At 51.9% G+C, this 23009-nt stretch carries 24 protein-coding genes and 1 pseudogene; 9 read left to right on the forward strand and 16 right to left on the reverse strand.

Annotated elements, in window-relative coordinates; all coding sequences use genetic code 11:
* Positions 1 to 96: 96 nt before the first annotated feature.
* Positions 97 to 453 (reverse strand): nuclear transport factor 2 family protein, encoded by a 357-nt coding sequence (locus AC0Z7K_RS00320; RefSeq protein ID WP_485612243.1) that lies wholly within the window; start codon positions 451 to 453, stop codon positions 97 to 99.
* A gap of 186 nt (positions 454 to 639) precedes the next feature.
* Between AC0Z7K_RS00320 and AC0Z7K_RS00325 the strand changes: the two genes are divergently transcribed.
* The 3 genes and pseudogenes from AC0Z7K_RS00325 (at position 640) to AC0Z7K_RS00335 (ending at position 2706) form a co-directional block, all read left to right on the forward strand.
* The gene (locus tag AC0Z7K_RS00325; RefSeq protein WP_485612244.1) at positions 640 to 1137 is read left to right on the forward strand and encodes a hypothetical protein; all 498 of its coding nucleotides are present in this window, start codon (positions 640 to 642) and stop codon (positions 1135 to 1137) included.
* Positions 1138 to 1501: 364 nt separating this feature from the next.
* Complete coding sequence (nudI, locus tag AC0Z7K_RS00330; protein ID WP_485612245.1) at positions 1502 to 1927, forward strand: nucleoside triphosphatase NudI; 426 nt, start codon at positions 1502 to 1504, stop codon at positions 1925 to 1927.
* A 341-nt stretch (positions 1928 to 2268) separates the two neighbouring features.
* Positions 2269 to 2706, forward strand: a pseudogene (locus AC0Z7K_RS00335) (VOC family protein).
* A 196-nt stretch (positions 2707 to 2902) separates the two neighbouring features.
* Here AC0Z7K_RS00335 and AC0Z7K_RS00340 read toward each other — a convergent pair.
* Together AC0Z7K_RS00340 and AC0Z7K_RS00345 are read right to left on the reverse strand one after the other, a co-directional pair.
* Positions 2903 to 3541, reverse strand: coding sequence for a glutathione S-transferase family protein (locus AC0Z7K_RS00340; RefSeq protein ID WP_485612247.1), 639 nt, complete (start codon positions 3539 to 3541; stop codon positions 2903 to 2905).
* Between the two features lie 240 nt (positions 3542 to 3781).
* Positions 3782 to 4072: a DUF1330 domain-containing protein gene (locus AC0Z7K_RS00345; protein ID WP_413528693.1), complete on the reverse strand. Its 291-nt coding sequence runs from the start codon at positions 4070 to 4072 to the stop codon at positions 3782 to 3784.
* A 212-nt stretch (positions 4073 to 4284) separates the two neighbouring features.
* Here AC0Z7K_RS00345 and AC0Z7K_RS00350 point away from each other — a divergent pair, with 212 nt between their 5' ends.
* Positions 4285 to 5190 (forward strand): LysR family transcriptional regulator, encoded by a 906-nt coding sequence (locus AC0Z7K_RS00350; RefSeq protein WP_485612249.1) that lies wholly within the window; start codon positions 4285 to 4287, stop codon positions 5188 to 5190.
* A 9-nt stretch (positions 5191 to 5199) separates the two neighbouring features.
* On the opposite strand, the gene AC0Z7K_RS00355 is transcribed toward AC0Z7K_RS00350, so the two are convergent.
* The 10 genes from AC0Z7K_RS00355 to AC0Z7K_RS00400 form a co-directional block, all read right to left on the reverse strand.
* Positions 5200 to 5466, reverse strand: coding sequence for a GNAT family N-acetyltransferase (locus tag AC0Z7K_RS00355; RefSeq protein ID WP_485612889.1), 267 nt, complete (start codon positions 5464 to 5466; stop codon positions 5200 to 5202).
* A complete protein-coding gene (locus AC0Z7K_RS00360) occupies positions 5447 to 5929 on the reverse strand; it encodes a glutathione peroxidase (protein WP_485612250.1) in 483 nt (160 codons plus the stop codon). The genes AC0Z7K_RS00355 and AC0Z7K_RS00360 overlap by 20 nt, the downstream gene beginning before the upstream one ends.
* Before the next feature lie 58 nt (positions 5930 to 5987).
* On the reverse strand, positions 5988 to 6596 hold the full coding sequence (locus tag AC0Z7K_RS00365) for a dTMP kinase (protein ID WP_485612252.1): 609 nt from the start codon (positions 6594 to 6596) through the stop codon (positions 5988 to 5990).
* A gap of 343 nt (positions 6597 to 6939) precedes the next feature.
* Positions 6940 to 9150, reverse strand: coding sequence for a catalase/peroxidase HPI (gene katG / locus AC0Z7K_RS00370; protein ID WP_485612253.1), 2211 nt, complete (start codon positions 9148 to 9150; stop codon positions 6940 to 6942).
* 261 nt (positions 9151 to 9411) lie between these two features.
* Positions 9412 to 10437 carry an LLM class flavin-dependent oxidoreductase gene (locus AC0Z7K_RS00375; protein ID WP_485612255.1) on the reverse strand — a complete coding sequence of 342 codons (1026 nt, stop codon included), beginning with the start codon at positions 10435 to 10437 and terminating at the stop codon, positions 9412 to 9414.
* A gap of 206 nt (positions 10438 to 10643) precedes the next feature.
* Positions 10644 to 11693 carry a GGDEF domain-containing protein gene (locus tag AC0Z7K_RS00380; RefSeq protein WP_485612257.1) on the reverse strand — a complete coding sequence of 350 codons (1050 nt, stop codon included), beginning with the start codon at positions 11691 to 11693 and terminating at the stop codon, positions 10644 to 10646.
* A gap of 322 nt (positions 11694 to 12015) precedes the next feature.
* The gene (locus AC0Z7K_RS00385; RefSeq protein ID WP_413528685.1) at positions 12016 to 12990 is read right to left on the reverse strand and encodes a chemotaxis protein; all 975 of its coding nucleotides are present in this window, start codon (positions 12988 to 12990) and stop codon (positions 12016 to 12018) included.
* A gap of 189 nt (positions 12991 to 13179) precedes the next feature.
* Complete coding sequence (gene acuI, locus AC0Z7K_RS00390; protein ID WP_413528684.1) at positions 13180 to 14157, reverse strand: acrylyl-CoA reductase (NADPH); 978 nt, start codon at positions 14155 to 14157, stop codon at positions 13180 to 13182.
* Between the two features lie 148 nt (positions 14158 to 14305).
* Complete coding sequence (locus AC0Z7K_RS00395) at positions 14306 to 15643, reverse strand: LLM class flavin-dependent oxidoreductase (RefSeq protein ID WP_485612258.1); 1338 nt, start codon at positions 15641 to 15643, stop codon at positions 14306 to 14308.
* The gene (locus tag AC0Z7K_RS00400) at positions 15640 to 16638 is read right to left on the reverse strand and encodes an MsnO8 family LLM class oxidoreductase (protein ID WP_485612259.1); all 999 of its coding nucleotides are present in this window, start codon (positions 16636 to 16638) and stop codon (positions 15640 to 15642) included. Before AC0Z7K_RS00400 ends, AC0Z7K_RS00395 begins: the two co-directional genes overlap by 4 nt.
* Before the next feature lie 239 nt (positions 16639 to 16877).
* Here AC0Z7K_RS00400 and AC0Z7K_RS00405 point away from each other — a divergent pair, with 239 nt between their 5' ends.
* From AC0Z7K_RS00405 to AC0Z7K_RS00425, 5 genes are all read left to right on the forward strand, one after another.
* Positions 16878 to 18062, forward strand: coding sequence for a M20 peptidase aminoacylase family protein (locus tag AC0Z7K_RS00405; protein ID WP_485612260.1), 1185 nt, complete (start codon positions 16878 to 16880; stop codon positions 18060 to 18062).
* Between the two features lie 200 nt (positions 18063 to 18262).
* Entirely contained in the window at positions 18263 to 19186 is a 924-nt protein-coding gene (locus AC0Z7K_RS00410) for an ABC transporter substrate-binding protein (RefSeq protein WP_413529011.1), read from the forward strand.
* A 15-nt stretch (positions 19187 to 19201) separates the two neighbouring features.
* Positions 19202 to 19705, forward strand: coding sequence for a GNAT family N-acetyltransferase (locus tag AC0Z7K_RS00415; protein WP_413529010.1), 504 nt, complete (start codon positions 19202 to 19204; stop codon positions 19703 to 19705).
* Positions 19706 to 19736: 31 nt separating this feature from the next.
* Positions 19737 to 20651: an amino acid ABC transporter permease gene (locus AC0Z7K_RS00420; RefSeq protein WP_485612261.1), complete on the forward strand. Its 915-nt coding sequence runs from the start codon at positions 19737 to 19739 to the stop codon at positions 20649 to 20651.
* A gap of 24 nt (positions 20652 to 20675) precedes the next feature.
* Positions 20676 to 21521 carry an amino acid ABC transporter ATP-binding protein gene (locus AC0Z7K_RS00425; protein ID WP_413528679.1) on the forward strand — a complete coding sequence of 282 codons (846 nt, stop codon included), beginning with the start codon at positions 20676 to 20678 and terminating at the stop codon, positions 21519 to 21521.
* 3 nt (positions 21522 to 21524) lie between these two features.
* Here AC0Z7K_RS00425 and AC0Z7K_RS00430 read toward each other — a convergent pair whose 3' ends face one another.
* The 3 genes from AC0Z7K_RS00430 to lsrG form a co-directional block, all read right to left on the reverse strand.
* Positions 21525 to 22118, reverse strand: a complete 594-nt coding sequence (locus AC0Z7K_RS00430) for a hypothetical protein (protein ID WP_485612263.1) — start codon at positions 22116 to 22118, stop codon at positions 21525 to 21527.
* A 9-nt stretch (positions 22119 to 22127) separates the two neighbouring features.
* Positions 22128 to 22424, reverse strand: coding sequence for a hypothetical protein (locus AC0Z7K_RS00435; RefSeq protein WP_485612265.1), 297 nt, complete (start codon positions 22422 to 22424; stop codon positions 22128 to 22130).
* A gap of 291 nt (positions 22425 to 22715) precedes the next feature.
* On the reverse strand, positions 22716 to 23006 hold the full coding sequence (lsrG, locus tag AC0Z7K_RS00440) for a (4S)-4-hydroxy-5-phosphonooxypentane-2,3-dione isomerase (protein WP_485612267.1): 291 nt from the start codon (positions 23004 to 23006) through the stop codon (positions 22716 to 22718).
* Positions 23007 to 23009 lie beyond the last annotated feature (3 nt).

Consider the following 23009-nt stretch of genomic DNA (forward strand, 5'->3'; position numbering starts at 1 on the left):
GTGACAGGGCCTCTTTGAGCAAGCAGCGGACATTGATTTTTTGCCTGTAAGATATACCTACCGGGCTGATATTTTTTTACCGTGTCATTACCAAATTTATAGCGCTCCCGCCTCTGGTGTTCCCTGATGGAAAGCCAGCTCCCATTGCTCCCTGTCAGAATACATCCAGCAGGAAGAACGTAGGGATGCACGGCTGCCGTCCGAATTAAACGTCTTGTAGTGCAAAATGGCGCAGTGCTCTCCCATGCTGATCAGTTGGAAATCACTGCTAAGAATGATCGTTGTACTTAATTCGCCTGCCAGAAATGCTATCGTCTCCGCGCGGTCAACTATTACGCCTGAACGTGTAATTTCCCGAAATTCGGGATGCAGTATCTGTTCAAGCCATTTTCGATCATTCCGCCGGGCATCGTGAAGACTGCATTCAAGTGCTTTCAGCTTTTCCAGGAGCATGTTGCTCACCCTAATTGAGTCCTAACAGTTGAATGAATTTATCATAACATTTCATGGCTAATCTTTAATGGCACAGAGGGATAACCTCCGTTCTTGGCACGAAGCACCCCCAAAAGGGATTTCAATGGGCAGCTATGAGCGATAAGCTGTTGTGGTATATGACGCTTTCTAAGGAGCATGCAAAATATGTTCGACCATTCTACCCACCCCGAAGTCGCCGAATGGTTTGCAAGGTTTGGTGTTGCCGAGGTGTCATATAGCGGGTGTTCCGTCGCCCTAACCAACGAACCGCCTGAGCACTGGTTTTACAAGCGCAACAAGTTGCGGCCTGAAAGCCTTAAACTGGATTTGCTCATCCCATCTAACGGGAACTGGTTGGTCGACCTATCGCGTCATGACAAGCTGTTCAACATTCAATGGCGCGCGAATGATGATTTGCGCATCGAGTCGGAGCAACTGCGCTACCGAAAATTGATCAAATGGCCCCGACTATCCAGTCTCATGGATTTTCCCCTGCTGGCTGGGCAACTGGAGCAATGTCTGGATGTGCGCTTCCTGAAGCATGCCAATTTCGGAGCACGCTTGCTCGAACCCGAGTCCCTGTCGTGCAATTCCAAAATCCGTCAATGGTTATCACCCTGCGCCGACACTTTTGGATGGAACAGAAAAATGCAGCCGGAGTAGCGAGTATGGCGCAGCACCCTCATTTATTTCGATAAATTCCAGAAAACTTCGAATGAAGAAGCCCTATTCTCCTGGACGGTTACCAGTCAGATTTGGAGTGCCCCGAGTCTTAATATTGATCGTGTCCGCTTTTGGCACACAGCAGCCTACTAAGTTGGAAAATGTCGGCTATGAGCGATGAGCAGACGTTCGTAATTGAGTCGCCATCGAATTTGCTAACGATGCCGTGTGTCAATCAACTGGGAACAGGTCAATAATCTTCCGAAACATCTTCGTCAGCGAATTATGATTTGTAATCATCCGGGTGAAATTGACACCTTTTCTGATAGGGTAATTCAGAAAGCAATAATGTTAAGGAGATAAAATGCGCCAGAGAGTAATCGTGTGTCCTGTGATACAAAATGACGGTGAGTATCTGCTTTGTAAAATGGCTTCCGATCGTGGGGTTTTTCCAGGGCAGTGGGCTCTGCCTGGCGGGGGAATGGAACCCGGTGAAATGATGGAAACGGCTCTAAGGCGCGAAATCATGGAAGAACTAGGTGAGGAGCTTCGTATCACTGATGTTAAGCCGTGGGCATTTCGTGATGATATCCGGACTAAAATGTATCCAGATGGAAGCACCGAAGAAATTTACATGATTTATCTTATATTTGACTGCATTGCCGCTAACCGGAATATTACCTTTAACGAGGAATTTCAGGAAATTAGCTGGGTGTCACCTGAAGCAATGAAAAGTATGGATTTGAATGAAGCGACACGGGTTACTTTTTTCCAGAAAGGACTCATTTAGCGAGCAACCCCTGCCTTTATGGCAGGGGTTTAGTCATTGACGATTAAGTCTGTCAAAGTAGCTGGAGCTGCCATTACCTACTCTATCTGCACCTACTTCGTCTCTTCACGTGGTTTTTTAAAAAATATGATCTGAGTGGTGAGAAATGTTAGTTAGTTTCATGCTGTTCATGTCAGTTCCTCTGAAGGATTGATTTGTCTGTTATGAGCGATGAGCGGACATTCGCAATTTATCGATAAAAGATGCAGGCTTGTAAAACGGTCGCGCATTTATCTTGTAGAAATAAACCAGGCTTTCTATATAGTTGGATGATGAACTTTCAAATCTCAGCAGGTAATTGCATGATCTTAAGTGTTAATCACGTTGGTTTTTCAGTTAAAAACATTGAAGACTAATTATTTTTCTGGACTCAGATTCTTGGAGGTAAATTATTACGTGAAGGAAAAATGTCCGGGCCTATAATCGATGAGGTAACAGGTGCAAGGGGAGCTGATGTACGAATGGCTTTGCTTGAACTGGCTGATATTCGAATTGAATTACTACAATACAATAACATTGAACAGCCAGAAGAACCTTCAGCGCCCTATATCCCAGGCTACGCTCACCTTGCTTTAAATGTAGAGGATCTTGATACGCTCTTGGGCAAAGTATCGGACTACGGCTGGAAGACGCCGGGTAAACCTCAGACAGTATTGTCAGGCCCCATGCAGGGAACCAGAGTAATATATTTACAAAGCCCTGATGGCCAGACGCTTGAATTGATGGAACGCAGTCAATGAGGCCCACATATGATGACCTGTTATCCTCTAATTAAAACAGAGATGTTTGCAAAGTCCGCTTGTGGCACACAGCAGACATGCTGATGTGAATGGTACGCTATGAGCGAAAGTCGGACCTGAATCTCAGCGATTAACACATCATGATGCAAGGAATTTCTGCTTCTGGCACGCAATTGCCTGCATCAGACCGGGGCGGCTAAGCGCGCAGATCTTCATAGGATACGATGACATGTTCTTGGAAAGCAGGTCTCAGGGCTATATTTTCATAATACGAACGTAGTCTGGGCAAAGGTTTTCGGATTACGTCTATGTCGTAATAGCGGTATAACACATGACCAAACTGGATATCGGCCAGAGAGAAATTATCGCCAGCCAGGAAGCGGTGCTTTTCGAGCTGCGCTTCTGCGATTAACAGGTTTCTCTCTAAATTCACCATCGCTTCTCTGATTGCATTTTCGTCTCGATTTTCCTCCGGTGTCCGGACAACACGCCAGAACACGGGAGCGGTAAAAGCCGTCGCGACATTAATTTTTGACCATTCAGCCCATCTATCAACGTTAGCTTTTTTTATGTCATCAGAAGGCCAGAAGCTTTCTGTACCGTAGCGATTAGCTAAAAAACGGAGAATTGCTCCCGTTTCCCACAGAGGCGCAGCAGCACCATCCTGCAGAACCGGAATAGTCCTGTTAGGGTTAAGTGAATAGAAAAAATCAGTCTCAGTTCCTTTATATTTATGCCCTATGTCGTACCTGACATACGGCAAATCCATTTCTCCAATGCACCACATCAAAGCCTGAACATTTGAAGACGTTTTTCGACCCCATACAGTTAGCATTGGAATTCCTTTAGTTGCGATATTTAGTGCAAATTACCACAGGCTCCGCCGAATTTATTGCCTATTTATTATCATACCGTGGCAGGGGGGAATATCTGCCTCTGACACGAAGCAGATCTGTATTCTTTAATAAAATTCCAATGATGCCCAATGAACATCATATCTGGTATGAAGATCTGTCATCAGACAGACCTCCGTACCAAAACAGCATTAGCTTTTTATCATGCATTACGCCGAAAATTAAGCGCCTCCTTCAACCAGCACAAAAGTTCCGGTCGCAGCACCGGCACGTATTGCTCTGGCTGCCTGATATTGAGGACTCTCATAAAAACGCTTGGCTTCGGCAAAAGATGCAAACTCAAAAACGACGTGCCGTTCATGAGATTCACCCTCAAGGTTTTCATACTGCCCGGACCAGGCAATAACCTTAGGACTGAACGCCTGCATTGCTTCTCCGGCAGCCTTGGCATATTCGGCGTAGGCAACAGCGTCCGATACGGTGACATGCGCGATCAAATAACCTTTATTCATTTCTTTATCTCTTTTGTCAGACGTGGTTTATTCCAGCGCAATTCAGTTCTACAGGCAAACATGTTCCCTTCGTAGTCGATAGCCACGAACGTGGCGCTGGCACCTTCAGCAAATGTCTGCCCTGGATAACGCGGTGTGAAGACAGTCTATTAAGTATTACAGTAGCCATAAATAACCTAAAATTTAACGCACTGTTATCTTAAAGAGGAACAATGAAAAATCTTGAGGCACTGATCATTTTCGCGCGCGTGGCAGAAATGAAGAGCTTTACCCAGGCAGCAGAAAGCCTTGGCATTCAGAAAGGCCGTGCTTCAATGGTGGTGCGCGAGCTCGAACAAGACGTAGGCGCCACGCTTTTGCACCGCACCACGCGGACAGTGCAGTTGACCGAAGATGGCCGCATTTTTTATTCGCGTGCACGAGACCTGCTGGCGGAAGCAGACGAACTACAGTCAATGTTTTCACCCGGTAGAATGTCACTGCGAGGGCGTTTACGTGTGGATATGCCGGCTATTCTGGCAGAAAGCGTCATTATTCCCGCACTACCACAACTACTGGATGCTCACCCGGAATTCGAACTTGAGCTTTCAAGTACTGACCGCCGTGTTGATCTGGTTCTGGAAGGATTTGATTGCGTAATTCGTCTGGGGCCCATTGTTGATGAGACCCTGATTGCCCGGCCGCTGGGAAAATTACGGATGATCAATGCGGCGAGTCCAGGCTATCTGAAACGCTACGGTGTGCCGCAGACGATTGATGATCTTCTTCATCAAGGGCATAGAATGGTTCATTACATGCGCAATTTTGGCGCGAAGCCTGATGGATGGGAATATCCATCAGGTGATGGCTACAATTCACTGATGTTACCCGGCACGATGACGGTCAACAGCGTACCGGCCTACCACGAAGCAGGACTGGCGGGTTTGGGTTTAATTCAGGGAGGTTATTCAGCGCTCGTACCCCATATAAAATCGGGCACATTGGTTGAAGTCCTTCCCAATCTGCGGCCCAGGCCGCTAAATGCATCTTTCGTCGTCGCGCACCGGCGCAATCTGTCGCAACGAGTGAGGGCTTTTATGAATTGGACTGAGGAAGTGTTGAAACCTTATTTTGACTAATCAGATCCCCTAAAAGGTGGCCCACATTGCGACACGTCGGGTCGGATTGAAACCCATCGCCGTCTCTTCAGCGATCAGGCTTACCAGATGTGGCGGACGAGTGTGACCTTCCACAATATTGAAACCTAATGTGGCGTAAAATATGGCATTAAAGGCGGCCATGTTGTCTGTTGTCAGTGTGGCGCCAGCCAGGCCGCGTTGTTGCCCGGCATCGAGAAGGGTCTGCAAATGTGGACGACCCAAATTACACGAACGCTTAAATTTCAAGTGCAGCAAGAATGACGGTTTCCATTTTCTCCGGGGTGGTAAAGGGTGCAAAACGCCTGAGCGGTTTTCCGTCACGTCCGATCAGGAACTTAGTGAAGTTCCACTTGATCCGCCCCCCCAGCACACCGGGCAATTCGTCTTTCAGGTAACGAAATACCGGGTGCGTTGCAGCTCCGTTGACCTCCACTTTCTCGAATATCGGAAAGCTCACACCATAGTTGATGTGGCAGGTCTGCGCGATTTCGTCGGCACCGCCGGGTTCCTGATTACCGAACTGGTTACAGGGGAAACCAAGCACCACCAGCCCCTGGGCGGCGAAGTTCTTGTAGAGCGATTCGAGGCCTGCGTATTGTGGCGTGAAGCCACAATGGCTGGCGGTATTAACCACCAGAACCAGCTTACCCGCGTAGTCGGCCATAGAGATGAGCTGGCCACCCAGACGGGTGGCGGTGAGTTGATGAAACGTGGCCATGTCGGCTCCTCAGAGAAGATGTGTGGTAAACCATACCAGGACCGTTGCCTGCGGGGCATCAAAGCACTTTGTAGATCTCAGAAATAACCTGCATCGTTGCATCTTCGACCGTTCCTTCATTACGGCATAAAAACCAGCCGTGATCTGCAATTTCTCGCTCAAACGCCCTGGTACAAGCGACATGTTCTTCAAGCTTATGAATCACAGTACTGCTTAGCCCACGCGTTCGGGCCGCAGCCCTCGCCCATGAAATATCAGGCGCAGTAACAACCCCGACATGCAGGTCTGGCATTCGCACGTTACGTTCAATGTTAAGCTGTAAAATCTTTGCAAACGGAACCATCCGGCGAAACGCGGCGTCCGACGGGTACCAGCGGTCCATCAAGATAATGCTGTCAGCAGGTTGTTTAGTCAGCACATGCCGGGAAATCCAGGCGCGGCTATCGGCAAAGCGCTCACAAACCTCCAGCTCCAGATCCTGGGCGGGATTTCTGGCGAGCCGGTTAACGAGAGCCATTGTTTCTCCCCTGAAGGGATCACTTTTTTTCTCGCAAAGGCGGATCACCTTCTTGTTGTCGGCCCTTAGTACTTTCGTAATGGCCTCCAACAGTGTGGTTTTGCCGACGCCCTTGGGCCCGTCCAGAGAAATAAACAGGGGGCGACTCATTCTCGAAATGGCGATTGATATACGGTTTTTGTAAAGCTCAAATCTGGCAAAAGCATCTTACTTCCTTCGTGTGAACAGCTGACCACCCTCTTCGCTCGTCTCAGCCGCCTGCGCATCAGCGCGAAACGAATGGAAGGCTTATATCTTGCGACCTGCATGCTGTAGTTTAAGGGATCCGCTCAGGAAACGGAAAACATCCCCCGTCACGTCTGTTTTTTAAGCAGGTAGGAATTTACGTAAAGCGATGAGCGGGAAGCGGACATCAGATCAAAAAAGCCCGCTTAAGTCTCCTCAGGCGGGCTTTCACGTTACAGTGTCAACGTTTTAGAGTGAGCGACAATTCTCAGAGTTCAAATCTGTCCAGATTCATCACCCTGGTCCATGCCGCAACAAAGTCTTTCACAAACTTCTCTTTGGCGTCTCCGCTGGCGTAGACCTCAGCGCTGGCGCGCAGAACTGCGTTGGAACCGAAGACCAGATCGGCACGCGTGGCGGTGAATTTTACTTCGCCGCTGACACGGTCGCGCCCTTCAAACCGTTCGCCAGACGCGTCGGTGGCTTTCCATTCGGTGCGCATATCCAGCAGATTCAGGAAGAAGTCAGTATTCAGTTCACCCGCTTTATCTGTGAAAACGCCGTGCTTACCGCCGTCGAAGTTTGCCCCCAGTGAGCGCAACCCGCCCACCAGCACCGTTAGTTCCGGTACGGTAAGCGTCAGTTGCTGTGCTTTGTCGATCAGAAGATTTTCGGTCGACGTGCTGCCGGTATCGCCTCGGTAGTTTCGGAAGCCATCCGCGCGCGGTTTTAGCAGTTCGAAGGATTTGATATCGGTCTGATCCTGGCGGGCATCCACGCGCCCTGCCGTGAACGGCACGTCAATCTCAACGTTGACGGCTTTCGCAGCCTTTTCAACACCGACTACGCCAGCCAACACAATCACATCTGCCAGCGAGGCTTTTGCGAATGACTGCTGAATGGCTTCCAGCGTCGGCAGCACACGGGCAGCGACGGCGTTAACCTCCCAGCCTCTTTGTGGTTGCAGTGCCAGACGGGCACCGTTGGAGCCTCCGCGTTTGTCACCACCGCGGAAAGTGGATGCCGAAGCCCATGCCACCGACGTCAGCTCACTGACCGAAAGACCGGACGCGGCAATTTTTTCTTTCAGCTGGGCGATATCAGCAACCGTCGGGTGATACACCGGAACCGGCAGCGGATCCTGCCAGATTAAGTCTTCTTTTGGTACTTCCGGTCCGATGTAACGCGCTTTCGGCCCCATATCCCTGTGCGTCAGTTTGTACCAGGCGCGGGCGAAGGCTTCGTTAAAGGCCTGCGGATCGCTGTGGAAACGACGGGAAATTTTTTCAAATTCAGGATCGAAACGCAGGGTCAGGTCGGTGACCAGCATGGTCGGTTTGCGTTTTTTATTCGGATCAAAAGGATCAGGAATGATGTCCGGTGCGTTGGTTGCTTCGAACTGAATCGCACCTGCCGGGCTGCGTGTCTGAACCCAATCGTATTTGAACAGGTTTTCGAAGAAGTAATTACTCCACTGTGTTGGCGTCTGCGACCAGATCACTTCCAGACCGGAGGTAATGGCATCAGCCCCGACGCCCGTGCCGTGGCTGCTGGCCCAGCCCAAACCTTGAGATTCAATGGGTGCAGTTTCCGGGTCAACGCCAACATGGCTGGCATCGCCTGCGCCGTGGGTTTTACCCAGCGTATGTCCACCCGCGATGAGCGCGACAATTTCTTCATCGTTCATGCCCATATTGCCGAAGGTCGCACGGATAGCAGGCGCGGCGGAAGCCGGATCGCCACTGTGGTTCGGGCCTTCCGGGTTGACGTAAATCAGCCCCATCTCCGTTGCACCCAGCGGTGATTTTGCCAGTTCTTCAGGGTGACGGTGTTCCAGCCATTCGGTTTCGTCGCCCCAGTTGATGTCCAAATCCGGTTCCCAGACGTCTTCGCGTCCGGCACCAAAGCCAAAAGTACGGAAGCCAGAATTTTCCAGCGCGACGTTACCGGCAAGGATATAAAGATCGGCCCACGAAATTTTTTGACCGTATTTTTGCTTCACCGGCCATAACAGACGGCGTGCTTTATCGAGGCTGACGTTATCTGGCCAGGAATTGAGAGGCGCGAAACGCTGCTGACCACGCCCCGAGCCACCGCGACCGTCAACCGAACGGTAGGTGCCGGCGCTGTGCCATGCCATGCGGATGAAAAGACCGATGTAACTTCCCCAGTCGGCGGGCCACCAGGGTTGGGATTCATTCAGCAGACCTTTGAGGTCAGCTTTGAGTGCGGAGTAATCTAATTTGGCGAATTCTTTACGATAATCGAAAGTGTCGCCCAACGGATTTGAGCGGGATGAGTGCTGGTTTAACAGGTCGACTCTGAGCTGATTAGGCCACCAGTCGCGGTTACTGGTACCGCCACCGGAGGCTTTATTCGAGTTTCCCGTATGAAAAGGACATTTGCTGACATCGGCTTCTCTGTCTGCTTCTACAATCGGCTTGGCGTCTTTCGCTTCTTCATCAATAGAACTGCTCATGCTCACACTCCTTTTTTATAGTTTCATTGCTACTCTATACGCGGATCAACGACAGTCACATCTGAATCACCCTATGTATTTGATAGACCTTCCCTTCGGATTTTTACGTAATTTTTGCGGGTTTTATCATCAGGAAAAATTTTCTAACTGATTATAGAATAACCACTTCGCCTCAGCAGGTTTTCTGTCAGCGTCGCAAAATAAGAAAAGCCCGCTTACGTTGCCATAAGCGGGCTTCAGATTCCGATGACGCTCAGCGCACTAATCGCGCCAGCCCATGGCCGGTGCCACGTGCCTGAGAATCGATTCAATGACGTGCACGTTGTAATCAACACCCAGCTGGTTAGGTACAGTCAGCAACAGAGTGTCGGCCTCGGCAATGGCTTCATCCTGTTGGAGTTGTTTGATCAACGTCTGCGGATCGGCGGCATAGCTACGTCCAAAAATGGCGCGTGTTTTCTCATCAATGAAACCGACCTTATCGCTGTCGTTACTGCTGGCGCCAAAATACGCGCGGTCACGGTCATCCATCAACGCAAAAATACTGCGGCTGACAGAAACCCGTGGCGTACGCTCATGGCCAGCCTCAGCCCACGCCGCCCGGTAAGCGCGGATCTGCTGCGCCTGCTGAATATGAAACGGTTCGCCGGTTTCATCATCTTTAAGCGTCGAGCTTTGCAGATTCATTCCGAGTTTGGCTGCCCAGACTGCGGTAGCGTTCGAGCTGGCGCCCCACCAGATACGCTCACGCAAACCTTCTGAATACGGCTCAGGGCGCAGAAGTCCCGGCGGATTTGGAAACATCGGCTGTGGATTGGGTTTAGCAAATCCTTCACCACGGAGTACATCCAGCAGCACTTCGGTATGACGCCGCGCCATATCGGCTTCGGTTTCCCCTTCTGCCGGCTGATATCCAAAATACCGCCAGCCATCAATCACTTGTTCCGGCGATCCGCGACTGATACCAAGCTGTAAGCGACCACCGGAAATCAGATCCGCCGCGCTGGCATTTTCAGCCATGTACAGTGGGTTTTCATAACGCATGTCGATAACGCCGGTACCAATCTCAATATTGCGCGTTTTCGCACCAATGGCCGCGAGCAAGGCAAATGGAGAACTCAGCTGGCGGGCAAAGTGATGGACCCTGAAATACGCGCCGTCTGCGCCCAGTTCTTCTGCCGCCACAGCAAGATCAATGGATTGCAGCAGGGCATCTGATGCCGACCGCGTACCCGACTGGGGAGACGGCGTCCAGTGACCAAATGATAAGAATCCAATTTTTTTCATAGCGAAATCATCCTCAAACCTCGTGTGACCATGAGCGGATTAACCAGACAGCTTGTGCAGAAAATCACGCATTTATGCGACCACTCTACGTCGTGCCGGGATGAGAATAAATATCAATTGTTTAACATAAGGATTCAGTTTATTTGATGAACTGTCTCTCTTTTGGCTTCTGACTCTTGTCAGAGTTCATTTCAGCTTACCGCCACCTAATACACTTCAACCCTGTTTTTACCCCCGGTCTTGGCTTTATAAAGTGCGCTATCAGCGTTAGCGACGGCAATATTGACCGGTGAGCCGGGAGAATGTTCAGCGACACCCACGGACACGGTGACGTAAACACTTTCCTGAGGATCAATTTCATTGACGTGTTCCTCAATAATGACCCGCATTTTCTCCGCCACCGGCAGCGCATTATCCAGACTGGAATTTAAGATAATAATAAATTCTTCGCCGCCGTATCTGCCAACAAAATCATTGCTACGGATATTCTTCTTAATTAGCTTTGCCACAGTGCTGATTATCGTGTCACCGAAAGGATGGCCGAAGTTATCATTAATTGATTTGAAATTATCGATATCCAGCATAAATACGCAAAATTGCGTATTCATAGACTCTTCGACCTTTTTTAAATAGAGATCAATACTCCGGCGGTTACTGACCCCGGTCAGGGGATCGGTTTCAGAGGCTTTCTTGAAATAATTCTTACTGGCTGAAAGGTCAATCAGTTTGCCAAAAGCGAAATACAGCAGCAACAGAAAGGCTAAACTCAGGCCGGTTTTGGCGATCGCCAGTTGCCAGTATCCACTGTCGTTGAGGGCCGAAACGTGCGAGATAAGATTGAGGCTTTGCGCGATGGAGTAGGAATAAATGACAAACACCATCCCTCTGCGCTTCGTCAGGTCGAATCCGATCAGGCAGAGAAAAAAGACCATAGAAAACACATCGTAATAACTGGTGTTCCCAAATATAAATAGCGTACTTGTAATAATCCCCAAAATTAATACCGGGTAACCAAAGAAGATAAACCCAAAGGTAATGGGTGAGATGATCGCGCTGTACAGGCTGGCGTGGTTGATAATACCTTCATGAAAAATATAGGCACTGGCCAGTCCGACCAACACACCCAGGCCACACTTCACCAGCAGGCTGTTTCTCTCAGTAAATCTGATGAATAAATAGGGAAAAGAAATACACGTGTACGTAATGCACAGGCTGACGAGCGTATTTATTAGCGTTTCTTCCAGGAAAAACATCATCACGATTTCCGATATTGTGCGAGCTTTATTACTGAAATATTAGCATTTATCGAAAAACAAACAAAGTGCCGTCAGGAAAACATTAATTACAATTGGTTTTCTTTATCTCTTGGTAATACGACGCATTTAAATTCACTCCAAAACATTACGCCTGGCATGTGATGCCAGAGGAAAAATAATAATATATTGCGGTGACTTCACCGCCATTATTTAACTTATCGCCCTATAATATATAATCTATTGCGATATCTGCCGGGCAACTCTGTTTTCAGCGTTCGCCGGGCAGATGTCGTTTTATCAGCGGGCTTTCCGGAAAGCGTGGTTATGCCACCGCCGCCGTCTTCGCATCCAGCGCTTTATGAATAGCCGCTTCCAGTTCATTAATTTCGAACTTGGCAACGTAACCATCGGCACCGACTTTACGCACGTGGTCTTCGTTAGCACTGCCTGAAAGCGAGGAGTGAATGATCACCGGAATATTCTTCAGGAACTCGTCACGCTTAATATTCAACGTCAGGGTGAAACCGTCCATTTCCGGCATTTCCAGATCGGTAAGCACGAAGGAAATTTTATCGGAAATTGGCCGCCCTTCGGCTTTGCACTCTTCTGCGATTTTGCGAATTTTATTCCAGGCTTCCAGACCGGTGACGTGCATCTGCGCCGGGATTTCCATCATCGCCAACCCTTTCTCCAGCATCTGACGCGCCACTTTCGAATCTTCTGCCACAATCGCTACGGCGCCCGGTTTCAGCTGGAACGCTCGGGTTTTTTGCTTATCGATTGCCACGTTGCCGGTAGAAGGCACGATGTCGTAAAGGATCTGTTCGACGTCCAGCACCAGTGCCAGACGGTTGCTGGATTTATCGTTGTCCAGACGCGCGATACTGGTGATATTTCGGCTCTTGACGCCAGATTCAGCAGCCAGCACCTGGCTCCACTCGAGACGCACAATATCGTCAACCGATTCCACCGCAAACGCCTGTGTACTGCGCGCGTATTCGGTGACCAGCAAAATGTTCAGGCCGGTTTTTGGCACACAACCGACAACCGCCGGAAGGTCAATCACCGGAATGATTTCACCACGAATATTCGCCATGCCCATCATCGGCGATTTCATGCCTGCCGCTTTGGTCAGCGCGGGCATTGGAACGATTTCACGCAGTTTGAACACGTTGATGCCGAACAGCTCGGACTGGTCTTCATCAGGCGCTGAGCCCAGACGGAACAGCAATAACTCAAACCGGTTAGATGACGTGAGATTGGTTCTCTCATCGATGTCTTTCTGAAAATTGTCCATACTTTCCCCATGCGTTTAATTATTTGTTGTGCGACAGCAAAGCGATATGAGCCATTCGGAAAATAAGGGATCAGATTCTCTTTTATCTCGTCCTGTATTTATCGGTCAGTCGCGGGGAATTCTTTAGTGCTGAAGGAAAATTGAACGAAGGAGAAATCCCGGCATCGCAGGGGTGCCGGGAAAAGCAGGTTAACCGGTGATTTTCACCAGCGTTCTGCCCTGAATTTTATTGTTGAGGAAATCTGCCGCTACCGCTGGGGTTTGCTCAAGGCTAATTTCGGTGGCGGCCTGCTGGTAGAAGCTTTCCGGCAAGGTATTCATCAGGCGTTCCCACACCGCCGCACGGCGCTCAGCGGGCACAGAAACGGAATCCACCCCCTGTAAACGCACGTTGCGCAGGATGAACGGCATAACGGTGGTCGGCAGGTTAAAGCCACCCGCCAGACCGCAGGCTGCAACGCAGCCGCCGTAATTGGTTTGCGCCAGCAACTTCGCCAGCACTTTATCGCCAACGGTATCTACCGCACCCGCCCAGACCTGTTTTTCCAGCGGACGCGTTTCGGCAAAATCATCACGCGAGAGAATTTCGCTGGCACCAAGTTTACGCAGATAATCATGGGTAGACTCACGCCCGGTCACCGCCGCCACGTTATAACCGAGCGTATGCAGCAGCGCGACCGCTGTGCTGCCCACGCCGCCGCTCGCGCCGGTCACCACGACGGTGCCACTGTCCGGCGTTACGCCCGCCTCTTCCAGCGCCATCACACACAGCATCGCGGTGAAACCAGCCGTACCGATGATCATCGCATTACGCGCCGCCATGCCTTCCGGCAACGGCACCAGCCAGTCGCCTTTCACGCACGCCTGCTCAGCCAGACCGCCCCAGTGCGTTTCGCCCACGCCCCAGCCGGTGAGGATCACCGACTGCCCGACGGAAAAGCGCGGGTCATTACTGCGGCTGACGTGGCCGACAAAATCAATGCCGGGCACCATCGGGAACTGGCGAATGATTTTGCCTTTGCCGGTGATTGCCAGCGCATCTTTATAATTCAGACCCGACCAGCTGATATCCACCAACACATCGCCTTGCGCCATGTCAGGCAGTGCAATCTCTTTCACCTCAGCCAGCGTGGCTTTGTCAAGCTGTTCCAGAACCAGAGCTTTCATGTGTTTTCCTTAAGCGTTCTAAGATTTAAAGGGTTTTGCGAAACCTACGCCCAATCTTTTAACGAGGCAAGCCCGGAAGTCTTCCCTGCAAAGCAAAAAGCCCGCCAGATGTCACCTGAGCGGGCAATTAAGGTCCAGTATGTTGTAACTATTTCTCGTTCACTGCTTCCCGCTGCTTTTCCGGCACGCTGTAGCGATTCACTTTAAACGGAATGTCCAGCCGTTCGCGCAAGGTTTGCGCCTCTGAAGGATGCCAGTAACCGCGCGCCTCCAGCACCGGCAGCACCAGACGTGTAATATCTTCGAGCGCCTCGACCAGCACCGGTCCGCTGATAATAAAGCCGCTTGCGCCGCCCTCTTCCACCCAGCGGATCAGCCTGTCGGCAACCTGCTCCGGCGTGCCGAAGAACTCACCGCGCGGCAGTGTGGCCTGATATGCGACGTCACGCAGCGTGAGATTTTCCTCTCTGGCCTGCTTTTTAATGCTGTCGGTGGTTGAACGGAAAGTGTTCTGGCCTAAATCACCCAGCTCAGGGAACGGGCCATCCGGCGGATACTGGCTGAAATCGTGATGGTCGAAGAAGCGACCGAGATACGCCAGCGCGTCGTCGAGAGACAGCAGCGAGAGCAAATGCTGATATTTGGCTTCGGCTTCCGCTTCGGTTTTGCCAACAATCGGGCTGATGCCGGGGAAAATCCCCACCGGATGACGCCCGTTTTTCACCACCTGCGCTTGCAATTTTGCCGAGTATTCTTTGGCCTCTTCCAGCGTACGGGCGTTGGTGAACACTGCATCGGCAGATTTACCTGCCAGCGCGATCCCCGCATCCGACGCGCCTGCCTGGAAAATCACCGGCTGTCCCTGCGGCGAGCGCTGAATATTCAGCGGTCCTTCCACCGAGAAGAACTGCCCCTGATGATTGAGTTTATGCAGCCTGGCCGCATCGAAGAACACGCCACTTTCGCGGTCGCGTACAAAGGCGTCGTCTTCCCACGAATCCCACAACCCCTGGACCACGCTGATATATTCCTCAGCAATCTGGTAGCGCAGTGCATGTTCAGGATGATCTTTACCGAAATTTTTCGCCGAACCGGCCAGCGGCGAGGTCACCACATTCCAGCCAGCGCGCCCCTGGCTGATGTTATCGACCGTCGCCAGCTGCCGCGCGACGGTGAACGGATCGCTGTAGGAGGTCGAAATCGTTCCGGCCAGCCCGATGCTGTGCGTCGCCGACGCCAGCGCCGACAGCAAAGCAATCGGTTCGAAACGGTTAAGAAAATGCGGCAGCGATTTTTCGTTGATGTGCAGACCGTCGGCGACAAACAGGAAATCAAAACCGGCAGCTTCTGCGCGCAGCGCTAAATCACGAAAATAGGGAAAATTAACGCTCGCATCGGCCGGCGCTTTTTCATGTCGCCATGAATTCATATGGCCACCTGCACCGTGCAACATCAGACCCAGCTTGATACTTTTCGAATGGCTCATGAGATCTCCTTATGCTGGCCAGCCAGCAATTCAATGGATTTCAGACGCACGGCGGCCTCTGTCAGTGGGGTGTGAAGGACAAATTCGTTGACGCACAGACGACGCTGAATATCGCGCAGCTGCTCGTGGATGTCGCCGGGCGTACCGTGCAGCACGCTGAGCTGTTGTTGTTCGATGGTGAACTGCCTGGCGCCCGCCTGCTGCACAAAGGCTTCCGCCTGTTCGCGGGTGCCGACCGTAACGTGTTTATCACCGATCGTGACGCGGAAATTATGCTGTTCGGCCACCCGCTCTGCGGCCTCTTCACGGGTTTGAGCGGCGAGCACCGCCAGGCTGACCAGTGCCTGCCCTTTTCCGGCGGAATATTCATGGAACGCCAGCACTGATTCTGTCATGACTTCCGCTGAAGTATTGATGAAACCGGCGAACACAAAATTCCAGCCGAGCGAGGCTGCCAGACGGGCGCTCTCTTTACTGGCACCGAGCAGAAAACGCTGGGGCGCAACCGGCGGATGCGGCAACGCGCGTGCTTCCACACCGGCCAGATGGTCGTCGAGATGGGTAAGATAATGGGTCAGCTGTTGCAACTGCGCGGGAAAACCGGGCGCATTATCGGCTGACTGATGTCCGCGCAGCGCTCTGGTGGAAAGCGGTAAACCGCCGGGCGCTTTACCTATGCCTATATCGACACGATCCGGCGCCAGTGCTGAAAGCAAATGGAAATTCTCCGCAACTTTGTACGGGCTGTAATGTTGCAGCATCACACCGCCGGAGCCGATACGCAGGCGGGATGTCTGCGCCAGCAGCCAGGCGATCAATACTTCCGGCGAACTGCCCGCCAGCTTTTCGGTATCATGATGTTCGGACACCCACAAACGGTGATAGCCCAGTTTTTCGGCTGTCTGCGCAAATGTCAGCGTCGCCGCCAGTGCCTCTGCGGCGCTCTGCCCGTCATTTATCGGGCTTTGATCTAATAAGCTCAGTCGGTAATTCACGGCGGGCATTCCTTTTTTATCTGCTTATGTCTGTTAACAATCATTAATCTTGATAAAAAGAGTTCCACGAAGTCAGCGCAAAGCTAAATAATAAAATCACGTTTCTATAGTGAATATTTAGCTATGGAATTTAAGCCTGCACGCCGGATATAAATTATAGCCACAGGGTATTTAGTCAGACAGCAATTCATGACTAGGATGAAATGACTGCAATCTCTACCCATAAAAGGCTATTTATAATGAGCATTTCACTTGCCGATGAAATCCGCACCGGGGCTAACACCGCTCCCACTGCGCTAGAAAATCAACTCATCGCCCATCGCCGCGAATTACATCAACATCCTGAATTATCTAATCAGGAATTCGTGACCACGCAAAAGATCACTAACTGGCTGAATGCCGCCGGGATCCGCATTTTGGATCTTGGCTTGAAAACCGGCGTAGTGGCTGAAATTGGCCCGGCGCACGGCCCGGTGGTGGCGCTGCGCGGCGACATCGACGCCCTGCCGATCGAAGAAACCTCCGGCGTACCGTTCAGTTCGCAGCAACCGGGCGTGATGCATGCCTGCGGCCATGATTTCCATACCTCTGTTATTCTTGGCGCAGCGTACTTACTCAAAGCGCGCGAGGATCAGTTGCAAGGCCGCGTCCGTTTGTTCTTCCAGCCTGCCGAAGAGCGTTTTGGCGGGGCATCGCAGCTGATCAAGGCCGGTGCGCTGGAAAACGTCGATGCGATTTTTGGCCTGCATAATGCGCCTGAACTGCCGGTCGGCACCTTTTCCACTAAAGGCGGCGCGTTTTACGCCAATGTCGATCGCTTCCAGATAACTATCACCGGCAAAGGCGCGCACGCCGCACATCCGGAAGAAGGCGTCGACAGTATCGTCACCGCCAGCCACATCGTGACGGCGCTCCAAACATTGGTCAGCCGTAACGTCGCCGCGCAGGAGTCCGCAGTGGTCAGCGTGACCCGAATCGAGGGCGGCAATACCTGGAACGTGCTGCCCCAGAGCGTTGAACTGGAAGGCACGGTGCGCACGCACCATGATGACATTCGTGAGCAAATTCCGGGGCGGATCCGCCAGCTGATTTCTGGCGTTGCAGGCGCGCTGGGCGCAAAAGCCGAGCTGCACTGGTTTGGCGGGCCGCCGGCGGTGGTGAATACGCCACGCTGGGCGGAATTCAGCCTGCAGGCCGCTGCCGAATTTGGCTATAAAGCGGAAGTGGCCACCGCGCAGATGGGCGGCGAAGACTTTGCGTTTTACCTGCATCACGTCCCTGGCGCGTTTGTCAGCATCGGCTCGGCCAGCGAATTTGGCCTGCATCATCCGCAATTTAATCCGGACGAATCGGCTATTTTCCCGGCTGCGAATTATTTCCAGCAATTAGCTGAAAAAGCGCTGCATGAATTAATCGTAAAATAATCTACCTTGCTCTTTCAGCCTGTAATTTATGCCCGGAGATACCGGGCATTTTCCGTGGGGAATATTCTTTTTCTCGTATTTGCTTTTTCTCAATTTGATTATTGAATTTTGTTCTTTTACATCCCAGTAACACTCGGGAATAGTGAAAACGTCACCTCAATGTCATAAACACATAATAAGAATGCAGGGTAAATATAATGATGAAACGTAGCTTTAGTCTGACTGCCATTGCCACTTTGTTAACTCTTTCTACACTGGCTCATGCTGCACCGGGTATCGACCTTGTTGCCAATGAAACCCCGATCAATACGCCGAAAAGCCCCGAAGCCGTGGCGAAAATTCCGGCCAACTTTAAGTTTGTCGAACCGGGCACGCTGACGGTGGCACTGGCCGTACTCGGCAGCGCCCCGCCATTCGGGTTGTTTGCCCGTGATAACAAAACGGTGATTGGCAGCGAAGCGGACATTGCCCGTCTGGTGGCCGATGGTCTGGGGCTGAAGCTGAAAGTGGTACCCGCCTCATGGGAAGACTGGCCGCTGGGCGTGACCTCAGGGAAATACGACGCGGCTATCTACAACATCACCGTGACTAAAGACCGCAAAACCAAATTTGATTTCGCCACCTATCGCGAAGATACGCTGGGCTTCTACGTGAAAACCGGCAGCAAAATCACCTCGATCAAATCCGCACCGGACATCGCCGGTAAGCGCATTATCGTCGGTTCCGGCACTAATCAGGAAGCCGTGCTGCTGGCATGGGACAAAGAGAACCAGGCTAAGGGCCTGCCCGCGTTTAAACCGCAATACGTCACCGACGATGCCGCCGCCACGTTGGCTATTCAGTCCGGTCGTGCCGACGCCACCTTCGGGCCAAACGTCACCGGTGCCTATAAAGCCCTGCTGACCGGCAAAACGCAGCTGGTCGGCACGGTGCCGGGCGGCTGGCCTAAAACCGCCAACATTGCCGTGACGCTGAAAAAAGGCAACGGCTTAGTGGATGCGGTACAGGCATCGCTGAACAGTGCCATTGCCAGCGGCGCGTATTTGCAGGTGCTGGATCGCTGGGGTGAGAGCGTTGAGAAAATCGACCATTCAGAAATTAACCCGCCGGGACTGGGCGACTGATCAGGAGATTCAATGATGAGCGACGACGTTTTTATTCAAACCGTGCCGGAAGACCCGCTGATTGCGCCGGTCATCGAAGGGTTATTTGGTGAATACCGTGAACGCTACGGCGACTTCTTCTCCAGCCTGCCGCCAGAAGACGACAGCGTGTTTTCCGCACCCGACGGCACGTTTATTGTTCTGCTGAGAAACGGAGCGCCCATTGCGATGGGCGCGTACAAACGCTACGACGAAGACACCGCAGAATTCAAACGTATCTGGACAGATCGCCGGCTGCGCCGTCAGGGGCTGGCGCAGAAAATCCTGCACGAACTGGAGCGTCGCGCCGCTGCTTACGGTTACCGTCAGGTGTTTCTGACCACCGGATTCCGCCAGCCGGAAGCGGTCGGCTTGTATTTATCGCACGGTTATCAGCCGCAGTTCGATACCAGGCTCGACCCGGAAGTGTATTCCAGAGAACCGTACGACGGGCGTCTGCCCTTCAAAAAAGCGCTGACCGCTGACGTTCCCGTCAGCTAGCTACGAAGCACAACCGATAACAGGCAAAACTATGAGCGAAAACACCTCTCCGACCGTTAATCATCCCCCGCTGAAAGTGGTGCCGGCACGCTATCCGTGGCGGCTGGCCGGTGCGGTATTTTCGGTGTTCATCCTGCTGGCGATAGTGCAATCCATCGCCACCAATCCCCGCTGGGAATGGGGCGTGTTTCGCCAGTGGTTTTTGGATCCGGTCATTTTGTCGGGGCTTGGCAAAACCCTGCTGCTTACCCTGCTCGGTACCCTGTTTGGTATTGTCTTTGGCACCGCGCTGGCGCTCGCCCGCCTGTCAAAATCCTACTTATTGAATTCCCTGGCGTGGGGCTACATCTGGCTATTCCGCTCGCTGCCGTTGCTGCTGGTATTGATCATCCTCTACAACTTTTCTTATCTGTACGACAATCTTTCGATCGGTATTCCGTTTACTTCACTGTCGTTTTTCAGCACGCCAACGGTGGATTTGTTGGATCAATTTTCCGTCGCGGTGCTCGGCCTTTCACTGGTGCAATCGGCGTATACCGCTGAAATCATTCGCGGCGGGATTTTAGGCGTCGAGCACGGCCAGCATGAAGCTGCCGCCGCACTGGGCTTACCGGCGTATCGCCGCACGTTCCGCATCATTTTGCCGCAGGCGCTGCGTTCAATTCTGCCGACCGGTTTTAATGAAGTGATCAGCCTCGCCAAAGGCACGTCGATTGTTTATGTGCTGTCGATGCCAGAGCTGTTTTACACCGTGCAGGTGATTTACAACCGTACCCAGCAGGTTATTCCGCTGCTGATGGTCGCGACTGTCTGGTATCTGCTGATCACCACCGTGCTGTCAGTACTGCAATATTACGTCGAACGTTATTTCTCACGCGGCACCGTGCGTCAGGTTGCGCCGACGCCGTTGCAACGCCTGCGTCAGTGGCGTCTGGCCCGCTCATAACGGCTTACTTTCTGGAGAATCATCATGTCCGAAGCCTTTGATCTGTTCGTTAACCGCCCGGCGGAAACTCCTGTTAAGCAGCTGTTCCCCCATAAATCTCATACCACCACCGTCGGGCGCATCGAGATCAATAATCTCAGCAAATATTACGGCGCGCACAAAGCGCTGGATAACGTCAGCCTGAACATTGAGCCTGGCACAGTGACGGTGATCCTCGGCCCGTCCGGCTCTGGTAAATCGACCCTGCTGCGCACCATTAATCATCTTGAACGTGTGGATGAAGGGTTTATCCAGATCGACGGCGATTACATCGGTTACCGGCGTAAAGGCGACACGCTGTATGAGCTGAAAGAAAGGGCCATCCTCAAACAGCGCACGCACGTCGGCTACGTGTTCCAGAATTTCAATCTGTTCCCGCACATGACCGTGCTGGACAACATCATCGAAGCGCCGGTGGTTCACGGTTATCTTAGCCGCAAACAGGCCATCGTCCGCGCCTATGAACTGCTCGATACCGTTGGCCTGCGCGAAAAAGCGCATGCCTGGCCGCGCCATCTTTCCGGCGGTCAGCAGCAACGCATCGCTATCGCCCGCGCGCTGGCGCTCAACCCGAAAGTGATGCTGTTTGATGAGCCGACCTCGGCGCTGGACCCTGAACTGGTTGGTGAGGTGCTGGACGTTATCAAAAAACTGGCAGAGTCCGGCGTGACGCTGGTAGTGGTCACGCATGAGATAGGCTTCGCACGGCAGGTGGCGGATCAGGTGGTCTTTATGGTTGACGGGCGCGTCGTTGAAAGCGGCAACGCTGCACAGGTTCTCGACCGGCCAGTACATGCGAGGACGAAGGCGTTTTTAGAGAAAGTGTTGTAAGCCTTACGCCACTGTCGCGACGAGGCTTTTCAGGTGCGCGATACGCTGTTTGTCGGGGTTGATGAGGACATCGTTGTTGATGGCCAGCACCACGCCCTTGAGCAGTTCCGTGGTGTTGGAAATCTGAGAAAGGGATTTCAGCTCGTTAATATCATGGTGGATTTCGCGCCCTTTCAGCGAGAGACGTTTATTCGCCAGACCGGTTGCCAGCTCAGAAGTGAGAAGCTGTACCAGTTGCACTGCGGCCACCGGATGGGTCGCCAGCATATGGATATAATATTTCATCAGCAGCGGGATAAACTCCGGCGTCGCACCCAGTTTGGCGCTTGCCAGATTGAGGATATCGATCATATGCGCAGGCACGCGGCTTTCCACGGCCTTACGCTGTGTTTCCAGCTGCTTCTTCACCGCAGGAACCGACTGATACGGCAGCAACGCCACGCTGTCGCAGGTCTTACAAACCCCCACTACCACGTTCTTCACCAGCCCGCTGCCGTCGCTGAAAGGCACATCGCGCAGCTGGAAGCTAACCGTCTGAAAAGACTGACACACCTCGCAAGCCGCCCGTTTCTCATCACCCACTTTGTAGATTTTCATAATTTCCCTTTAATGATGAACGCTGATAAATACGCTGGCCGGTTCATCGAAATACCATTTGATATACCAATGTAAGCCTGCGCAGGTCACTGTAATAATGTGTACATCAACACTGCTGTCATGATGATGAGGGCTCATCCGGTGATCGGCCCCACCTGCGCGCATAATCACATTGATGACCTCTGGCGCAGACACATCACCGGTACTTAATAAATTCTTAAGGTCCACATCGTGCCGGACAGCAAACTCAATATTCCCCGCCCGTAAACACTCAATGACCCTGCGCTTAATATCTTTAAACCCCACACGCCCTCCAATGTACGCCAGTTGTCGTACGTGATCAACTGATTGTTTTGGCCCCACATCTGAAAAGACTGGGATGAAAATATGCGCACAGAATACGAGCACTCGTGTAGAAATGAATGATAAATAATATATTTATCAATTAACTGGAAGATGGCACGGAAATAAGAATGTAACGGAAGAAGGACGTTGCATGAGTTGAACAGGCACCCGGTCTGTCAGCCGGGCACCTTGCATTACGATGGCGTGAAGGGTGCTTGGGTTATCGCAGAGTACCGAATGTTTACTCCCTGCTTACGGATATATCCCTTTAAACACCGTTTTCTTCCTCCCCTGAGACATAATCCCTTCTAACGCCGCAACGCATGCCAGATAGTGCGGCGTTTTTTTATGCGCCAGCACCGCGGCTTCATCCACATAGGCCTCGTAGATGAAGAAACGCGTCGCCACCTCTGAGTCCTGCAACACATCGAACCGCAGATTTCCCGGTTCCTTTACCGCGCCCAGATGATTGGCGTGAAACACTTGCAGAAAATCGGCGATTTTGTCCGGCTGGACATTAATTTCAACCAGCGTCACTTCCATGGT

This window comes from Rahnella sp. 1L-D-7-B-C2, from assembly GCF_057290995.1.

What these genes read in the sequence shown, in the direction of transcription:
- AC0Z7K_RS00320 (WP_485612243.1), bottom strand. Translation starts at nt 453, where the DNA reads ATGCTCCTGGAAAAGCTGAAAGCACTTGAATGCAGTCTTCACGATGCC.
- AC0Z7K_RS00325 (WP_485612244.1), top strand. Translation starts at nt 640, where the DNA reads ATGTTCGACCATTCTACCCACCCCGAAGTCGCCGAATGGTTTGCAAGG.
- nudI (WP_485612245.1), top strand. Translation starts at nt 1,502, where the DNA reads ATGCGCCAGAGAGTAATCGTGTGTCCTGTGATACAAAATGACGGTGAG.
- AC0Z7K_RS00340 (WP_485612247.1), bottom strand. Translation starts at nt 3,541, where the DNA reads ATGCTAACTGTATGGGGTCGAAAAACGTCTTCAAATGTTCAGGCTTTG.
- AC0Z7K_RS00345 (WP_413528693.1), bottom strand. Translation starts at nt 4,072, where the DNA reads ATGAATAAAGGTTATTTGATCGCGCATGTCACCGTATCGGACGCTGTT.
- AC0Z7K_RS00350 (WP_485612249.1), top strand. Translation starts at nt 4,285, where the DNA reads ATGAAAAATCTTGAGGCACTGATCATTTTCGCGCGCGTGGCAGAAATG.
- AC0Z7K_RS00360 (WP_485612250.1), bottom strand. Translation starts at nt 5,929, where the DNA reads ATGGCCACGTTTCATCAACTCACCGCCACCCGTCTGGGTGGCCAGCTC.
- AC0Z7K_RS00365 (WP_485612252.1), bottom strand. Translation starts at nt 6,596, where the DNA reads ATGAGTCGCCCCCTGTTTATTTCTCTGGACGGGCCCAAGGGCGTCGGC.
- katG (WP_485612253.1), bottom strand. Translation starts at nt 9,150, where the DNA reads ATGAGCAGTTCTATTGATGAAGAAGCGAAAGACGCCAAGCCGATTGTA.
- AC0Z7K_RS00375 (WP_485612255.1), bottom strand. Translation starts at nt 10,437, where the DNA reads ATGAAAAAAATTGGATTCTTATCATTTGGTCACTGGACGCCGTCTCCC.
- AC0Z7K_RS00380 (WP_485612257.1), bottom strand. Translation starts at nt 11,693, where the DNA reads ATGATGTTTTTCCTGGAAGAAACGCTAATAAATACGCTCGTCAGCCTG.
- AC0Z7K_RS00385 (WP_413528685.1), bottom strand. Translation starts at nt 12,990, where the DNA reads ATGGACAATTTTCAGAAAGACATCGATGAGAGAACCAATCTCACGTCA.
- acuI (WP_413528684.1), bottom strand. Translation starts at nt 14,157, where the DNA reads ATGAAAGCTCTGGTTCTGGAACAGCTTGACAAAGCCACGCTGGCTGAG.
- AC0Z7K_RS00395 (WP_485612258.1), bottom strand. Translation starts at nt 15,643, where the DNA reads ATGAGCCATTCGAAAAGTATCAAGCTGGGTCTGATGTTGCACGGTGCA.
- AC0Z7K_RS00405 (WP_485612260.1), top strand. Translation starts at nt 16,878, where the DNA reads ATGAGCATTTCACTTGCCGATGAAATCCGCACCGGGGCTAACACCGCT.
- AC0Z7K_RS00410 (WP_413529011.1), top strand. Translation starts at nt 18,263, where the DNA reads ATGAAACGTAGCTTTAGTCTGACTGCCATTGCCACTTTGTTAACTCTT.
- AC0Z7K_RS00415 (WP_413529010.1), top strand. Translation starts at nt 19,202, where the DNA reads ATGAGCGACGACGTTTTTATTCAAACCGTGCCGGAAGACCCGCTGATT.
- AC0Z7K_RS00420 (WP_485612261.1), top strand. Translation starts at nt 19,737, where the DNA reads ATGAGCGAAAACACCTCTCCGACCGTTAATCATCCCCCGCTGAAAGTG.
- AC0Z7K_RS00425 (WP_413528679.1), top strand. Translation starts at nt 20,676, where the DNA reads ATGTCCGAAGCCTTTGATCTGTTCGTTAACCGCCCGGCGGAAACTCCT.
- AC0Z7K_RS00430 (WP_485612263.1), bottom strand. Translation starts at nt 22,118, where the DNA reads ATGAAAATCTACAAAGTGGGTGATGAGAAACGGGCGGCTTGCGAGGTG.
- lsrG (WP_485612267.1), bottom strand. Translation starts at nt 23,006, where the DNA reads ATGGAAGTGACGCTGGTTGAAATTAATGTCCAGCCGGACAAAATCGCC.